This is a genomic window from Psychrobacter sp. CX97 (assembly GCF_057396285.1).
Window position 1 is genome coordinate 183,836 of sequence record NZ_JBXYJE010000007.1, and the last position, 6,000, is coordinate 189,835.

The 6,000-nt window shown below is 39.6% G+C and carries 5 protein-coding genes; 3 read left to right on the top strand and 2 right to left on the bottom strand.

Annotated elements, in window-relative coordinates; all coding sequences use genetic code 11:
• Positions 1–501 precede the first annotated feature (501 nt).
• Positions 502–1,623, top strand: a complete 1,122-nt coding sequence (gene hisC, locus AC2SLL_RS07685; protein ID WP_486531100.1) for a histidinol-phosphate transaminase — start codon at positions 502–504, stop codon at positions 1,621–1,623.
• Between the two features lie 256 nt (positions 1,624–1,879).
• Here hisC and AC2SLL_RS07690 read toward each other — a convergent pair whose 3' ends face one another.
• A complete protein-coding gene (locus tag AC2SLL_RS07690) occupies positions 1,880–3,544 on the bottom strand; it encodes an anthranilate synthase component I family protein (protein WP_486531108.1) in 1,665 nt (554 codons plus the stop codon).
• A gap of 371 nt (positions 3,545–3,915) precedes the next feature.
• Between AC2SLL_RS07690 and AC2SLL_RS07695 the strand changes: the two genes are divergently transcribed.
• Positions 3,916–5,124: an EcsC family protein gene (locus tag AC2SLL_RS07695; protein WP_486531101.1), complete on the top strand. Its 1,209-nt coding sequence runs from the start codon at positions 3,916–3,918 to the stop codon at positions 5,122–5,124.
• Positions 5,125–5,416: 292 nt separating this feature from the next.
• A complete protein-coding gene (locus tag AC2SLL_RS07700) occupies positions 5,417–5,695 on the top strand; it encodes a type B 50S ribosomal protein L31 (RefSeq protein WP_486531102.1) in 279 nt (92 codons plus the stop codon).
• 219 nt (positions 5,696–5,914) lie between these two features.
• Here AC2SLL_RS07700 and AC2SLL_RS07705 read toward each other — a convergent pair.
• Positions 5,915–6,000, bottom strand: an 86-nt coding sequence (locus AC2SLL_RS07705; protein WP_486531109.1) for an integrase core domain-containing protein, incomplete at its 5' end; no start/stop codon positions are given.

The window sequence follows — 6,000 nt, forward strand, 5'->3', positions numbered from 1 at the left end:
AGAAATTGTGTCGATCGAAATTAGGCTTATCAATCATATTTTACTCATTTTAGCATTGTCATTAATAAGTTAGTCTTATAAAAGTGATAGGGTAAGTCATACGTACATACATAACTAACGTAGCGCATAGTTAAGTTAGGAAAAGCTATTAATGCTCCTACGTCTTATTTTGAAAGCTTTGAGTTCAGTAACTCAGAAAAGAGTACTGGAATCAAGAGTTGTTAAAATAGGAATGGTATGAGTATAAGCAGGTATTTGAATAACACGCAAAAATTCACGACATTCACTGTCGTTTTGAGTATATTTTAGCCGTTATTTAACTTAATAGCGCTATTCGATCTTTGTCAGCATGTTAAAATAATCAAGTAGTAGAATTAGGCTTCGGCAGTTAATAGCAAGAAAAAATAAAAAGACAAACCGTACGGAAGCCAATGCATATTTGTAATCATGATATAGCGTTACTCTTAGATGTCGCTATATGATGATTTTAATAAAAAAAAGATGATAAATACTATGGAACAAAAACCTGATACTCGATTATGGTCAAACAAAGCGCGGAACTTAACGCCTTATGTGCCAGGAGAGCAGCCTGTACATGATAATTTATGCAAGCTAAACACCAATGAAAATCCATTTCCGCCCTCACCTAAAGTAGCGGAAGCGATTACTGCCGTGTTAACCAATCAAGCAGAACAGCTACGTTTATATCCAGAACCAGAGTCAAATAAATTGAGGCAGGCTTTAGCAACAACCTATGATTTGAATATAGATCAAGTATTTGTGGGCAATGGTTCGGATGAAGTATTGGCTTTGGTATTTGCCTGCTTCTTCTTAAAGGAGCGTCCTTTACTGGCACCTGATATTAGCTATAGCTTCTATCCTGTGTATGCAGAAACGTTTGGGGTGAATTTGATTAAAATTCCGCTGCGTGCTGATTTCTCTATTGAGCCTAATGATTACCGTCAGCCTTGCTCCGGTATTATTATTGCTAATCCGAATGCACCAACTGGTCTACTTTCGCCATTAGATGCTATTAGCAAGCTGGCAGATGAGCATCCTAATGCGGTCATCGTCATTGATGAGGCCTATATTGACTTTGCTAATAGCGATGAGGAGACGGTATCGGCAATCAGTCTTATCAATGAGTATGACAACATTGTGGTAACACAGACTTTTTCAAAGTCACGTTCACTAGCTGGATTACGTGTGGGTATGGCCTTTGCTAACCCCTCATTGATTACAGCATTAACCCGTATGAAAAATAGTTTTAATAGCTATCCGCTAGACCGTCTAGCGCAGGCAGGAGCATTAGCAAGTGTTCTTGATACAGACTATTTTAATAACACGCGCCGTAAAGTGATTGCCCTGCGAGAACAATTGAATGCTGATTTAGCTGATCTCGAATTCGATGTATTGCCCTCACAAGCTAACTTTGTGTTTGCACGTCCAAAACAAGGTGCGGCAGCGGAAGTGGCGCAGAAACTCCGCGAACAAGGGGTTATTGTTCGCTATTTTAATCAGCCCAGAATCAATGAGTATTTGCGCATAACCGTAGGTACTGCTGAGCAAAATAAACGCTTGATTGATGCTTTAAAGCAGATAGTTGAGACGACAAGCGAATAGGTTTTTTGTTATATTGGCGTTTGCGAGCTTAGGCTAGGTTACTTAAGCTAACTTAAGTCGGCTAAATAGTGATATTGACAACATTGAGATGGGTCAGTTTTTGGTTAAAAAGTGTGATTTTTGGTTAAGCACTAAATGTATTCTGTGTTAAGCACTAAATATAAAAGACGGATTTAATAATCCCGTCTTTTGTCTGTCGATTTTTTATTCATTTCTAACGATGCTGTTGACATGGTTATGCATTCTGCCAATAGCACTAATTGTTAGGATCTGTTTTAGGGTCTAACGTGTTAGAGTTTCCCGTTTCGGGATTTAAAATACGGATTAAGTTGCTGACTTTGTCATGAGATTCTTGATACTCAGCAGCGCACTCAGACCCGACAGTAATACCGCCTCCTGCCCAGAGTGCAACTTGGCCTACCTCATCAGCCTGTAACGTTCGAATCAGCACATTCCACTGTCCAGTGCCATCAAAGTTAAGATATCCCATGGTACCGCAGTAGGCACCGCGAGGGTCTGACTCTAATTCATTTATAATTTCGACTGCTCGCTTTTTAGGCGTGCCAGTAATAGAACCGGCTGGTAAACTGTCAAATAGGACGGTTAGAGGATGGTACTCTTGTTTGATCGTAGCCGTGATGGAGCTGACCATATGGTGTACATTACTAAAACTTTCAATAGCAAATAGTTTAGGCACTTTTACGCTACCCGTCTTAGCATATTTGCCTAAGTCATTTCTTAATAAGTCGACAATCATAACGTTTTCAGCTTTATCTTTTTCACTATTCGCCAGTTGCCGTTTCAGTTGCTCATCTTGTTCTGCACTGTATCCTCGAGGTACGGTTCCTTTAATAGGTTTGGTTAATATGAATTGTTGACCTTCTGGCCCTTTATTAAACTGCACAAACAATTCAGGTGAACAGCTTAATAATTCAAAGTCTCTCAAGTTTGAGTGGCTATCCACATGTGGGTTAGTGCCGTTTATCCTTTGGTATAAGCGATCGACGCTTAAATATCCTGCATAGGGGGCTTGGGTGTTTGTATGTAAACGGGGTAGATAGTTAACTAAGCGTGCAGATACTGATGTGTGCTGCTCAGTTTTGACCTGTCCAAGCTGTCCCTGCCATTTTTGGGTTAGATTAATCTGATAACTGTCGCCTTGATACAGATATTTTTGAGCTTGCTTAAAAGCTGACTTATATTGTTGGTAATGCCAACGGTTCGTTAAAGTTAATGCCGGAGCAGACATTAAAGAGACTTGTAAGTCACTGGTTGAGGCACTATGAGCGGTATCTGAGTGGCTGCCTTTGCTAGTCTGACTGTCGATGATGTTTAAAAAATTTAGCACGGTATCAATAGCGTCTTGTTCAGTATTTTCATCAATGAAAAGTTGCCAGCTGCCTTTTGCATTAGGCATCAAGTAAATATCGTAATGTGCCATAAAAGCACAAGGTTGTTCTGCTATGCTAATATTAGAGTCTGGGCTTAGGTTTTTCGCAGTGATGTCATAACCAATGAATCCCATTAGCCCGTTTCTATAGGTGTTATCAGGCTTTACTATAGATTTTTGGCTGTCATTATGCTGAGTAGAATAAGCAATGAGTGCGTTTATCCAGTCATCAAAAATGACAGTGTTTGTAAGGCAGGTTGGCGTTTGCTGGGTAAAGTTGCGAGTTGACTTTATAATACGCACATAATTTTGACCACGGCAATTTTGGACCCGCTTTGGTTGTCTGCTACTGTCTATAGCTTGGTTATCAGTGTGTTTATTATTGTTATAATGCCTATCATTGGTAGTGATAGGTAGTGCTGTCCATGCCGTTTTGGGTAATAACCCAATAACAGGTTTGCCATTATTGTTTAGCCAGCATATGTGCCAAAAAAGATCTGACTTGAGCTGTTGTGATGTATTAACCAGCATCGGCACCAGCTTATGTGCTGGCAGATGATTAAAAATGTATGTTTTACCATGCGTGTTAGAGGTCACTTTAGAAATCGCTTTAGCATTACAATTAGGTTGATGTGTGGCTTTATTTATTAGTTGTTATTTGATAGGCTCTTAATTTAATAAGCATTTAATTTATGAATCTCCATTGAGCGTTATTATAGCCTTACCCCAAGTAATTAACACTAAAATTAATCTACATTAAAATAGTGATAACACTGTTTAAACTGAATTTAGCAACCTGATAACATATGCTAAGACTAACTATAAATAGCGTATTAACTTTATACGAGTAGAATTTATAAAGATCGAAACAGTCGTTCATTTAAACTTAGGAACAATAGCTTATGAGTAATGAATCAGATAATGCCAAACCGAGTAAGCCCCTTATCAATGGCATCGGTACAGTGGGTCACATGGCACGTAACAACCTAGAGCGTATTGGCTCAGTATTGGATGGCATCAATGCAAAATCTAATAAAGCCAGTAAATTTACAGCGGTTGATTTATCAGGTTATAAAAAAGGAGGTGCTGACAACATCTTTAGCCAGCAAACCTTAAGAGCGTCACAGCAATTGTTAGGCAATCGTTTTGCAACTTACGGCAAATATGCCAAAAAAGTTGTGCCTGACAGCGTCTTTCAAAAAATCACAGACGGTGCTTTTGCTCAATTAGCCAAATTGGCAGCTACTTGGAGCGAAATTGACTTGCCTAATGAGCACCGTTTTGATGGCATCCAAAGGCTTGATGATCAAGAGCGCAATGCACTAGCAAAAGATATTGCCAATCAAAACCGTGCCTTAGCCACTATGGGTGGGGTCACAGGATTGGCTGGTTTACCCGGTATGCTTGCCGATACCTTATGGTTATTGTTGGTTTCACTACGCACGGTATATCAGTTGGCCACCGTTTATGATAAGCCGTTAACGGGTAAGCAGGGTGTGAAAATGGCCTATGCAGTGTTGTCGCATGCCGACCTTAGTAAAATGCAAGAAAAACAAGCAATTTTAGCAGGGCTAGGCGTTGCAAAAGGGCTGTTAGATAATGCGGATAATCAAGGTTTGCGTAGTGAACTTAAAAATATAGGCGTACAAAATAGCAACGTCAATTATTATGCAGAGCAAGTCGAAAAAATTGCTGAACAGTTTAATATTGATATTGACGGGATGGACTTAAGCTGGTTGCTCAAAATAATGCCTGTGGCAGCGGTTGCTGTTGGTACTTATTACAATAACCACCTTATTGATGAAGTTATTGGCGTGGCTAATGCGACCTTTGGACCTGAGCCCATAACTGCAAAACAGGCGCTGACTGATGAGAGCAATAAAAGCCCTACGTCAAATGCTAAAGACGAAGATTTGGCTGGAGATCAGAAGGGCAAGGAAGAATCGGATGCGTCTGATTTTGACTCAAAAGACGCCAAAGATGCTCGAAGTGCTGAGGTTAAAAATAGCGACAGCAACAATGATAAGCAAAACGTAGATGAGTCAGGAGAGAAAAACAGTCCTGAACAAAGTCAAGATGACAAAGCGTCTAGCAAAGATACTCATGAATGATCCTCACAGATAAACTTAAACGGATGATGGGATGAATAAATAGTCGCTGGTTTATAGGCGTAAGTCGATATTAACTTGATATTTAAATACATATTTATGCAAATGGCTTGCACATAATGGCATAAGTCTGTAAAATTACCGCCTTAAACTTCCCGCTGAGGAAGGCTAAGAATGTAAACTGTTGGTATTTTGTGCTGGAATAAGCCAGTGACAGGATGGCTAACTGCCTAATACACTTAGTGCCTCAGTTACGTACAGCCAGACTGTATACCGGACATAGAGAGATTTTATCATGCGTAAAGATATCCACCCTGAGTATCAACAAGTATTATTTCACGACACAAATGCTGACGCTTATTTTTTAATCCGTTCAACGGCTAAAACCAAAGCGACTCGTGAATATGAAGGTAAAGAATACCCATATTATCCACTAGATATTTCTAGTGCCTCTCATCCTTTCTACACAGGTGAGCAGCGTAAAACTTCTAACGAAGGTCGTGTTGCGAGCTTCAACAAACGTTTTGGTGCGTTTGGTGGCCGTGGTAAGACGAAGAGTACTGACGCTGAATAGTTCCTCAGTCTCTATTTTCACTAGCTATTCTTAACACCCTATTTTAACCCCTAGTTTTTTTATAAAACCACTGCTTATAGCGGTGGTTTTTTTGGTTAAAATTTGGTATTGAATGAGATAAGCGACTTGCTAGCTTACAGGTTATATGCTCATGTATGAGCATGACCTGTAGTGAATCTGGAAATACCCCATTCTTAACACAACAACATCGTAGAATAATTAAGCAACCTGTCTATACTCAGCAGGTGTCATATCATTAAGTGAATCATGAGGTCTTTGGGTGTTATAAACCTTGATCCAATCTT

What these genes read in the sequence shown, in the direction of transcription:
- hisC (WP_486531100.1), top strand. Translation starts at nt 502, where the DNA reads ATGATAAATACTATGGAACAAAAACCTGATACTCGATTATGGTCAAAC.
- AC2SLL_RS07695 (WP_486531101.1), top strand. Translation starts at nt 3,916, where the DNA reads ATGAGTAATGAATCAGATAATGCCAAACCGAGTAAGCCCCTTATCAAT.
- AC2SLL_RS07700 (WP_486531102.1), top strand. Translation starts at nt 5,417, where the DNA reads ATGCGTAAAGATATCCACCCTGAGTATCAACAAGTATTATTTCACGAC.
- AC2SLL_RS07690 (WP_486531108.1), bottom strand. Translation starts at nt 3,544, where the DNA reads ATGCTGGTTAATACATCACAACAGCTCAAGTCAGATCTTTTTTGGCAC.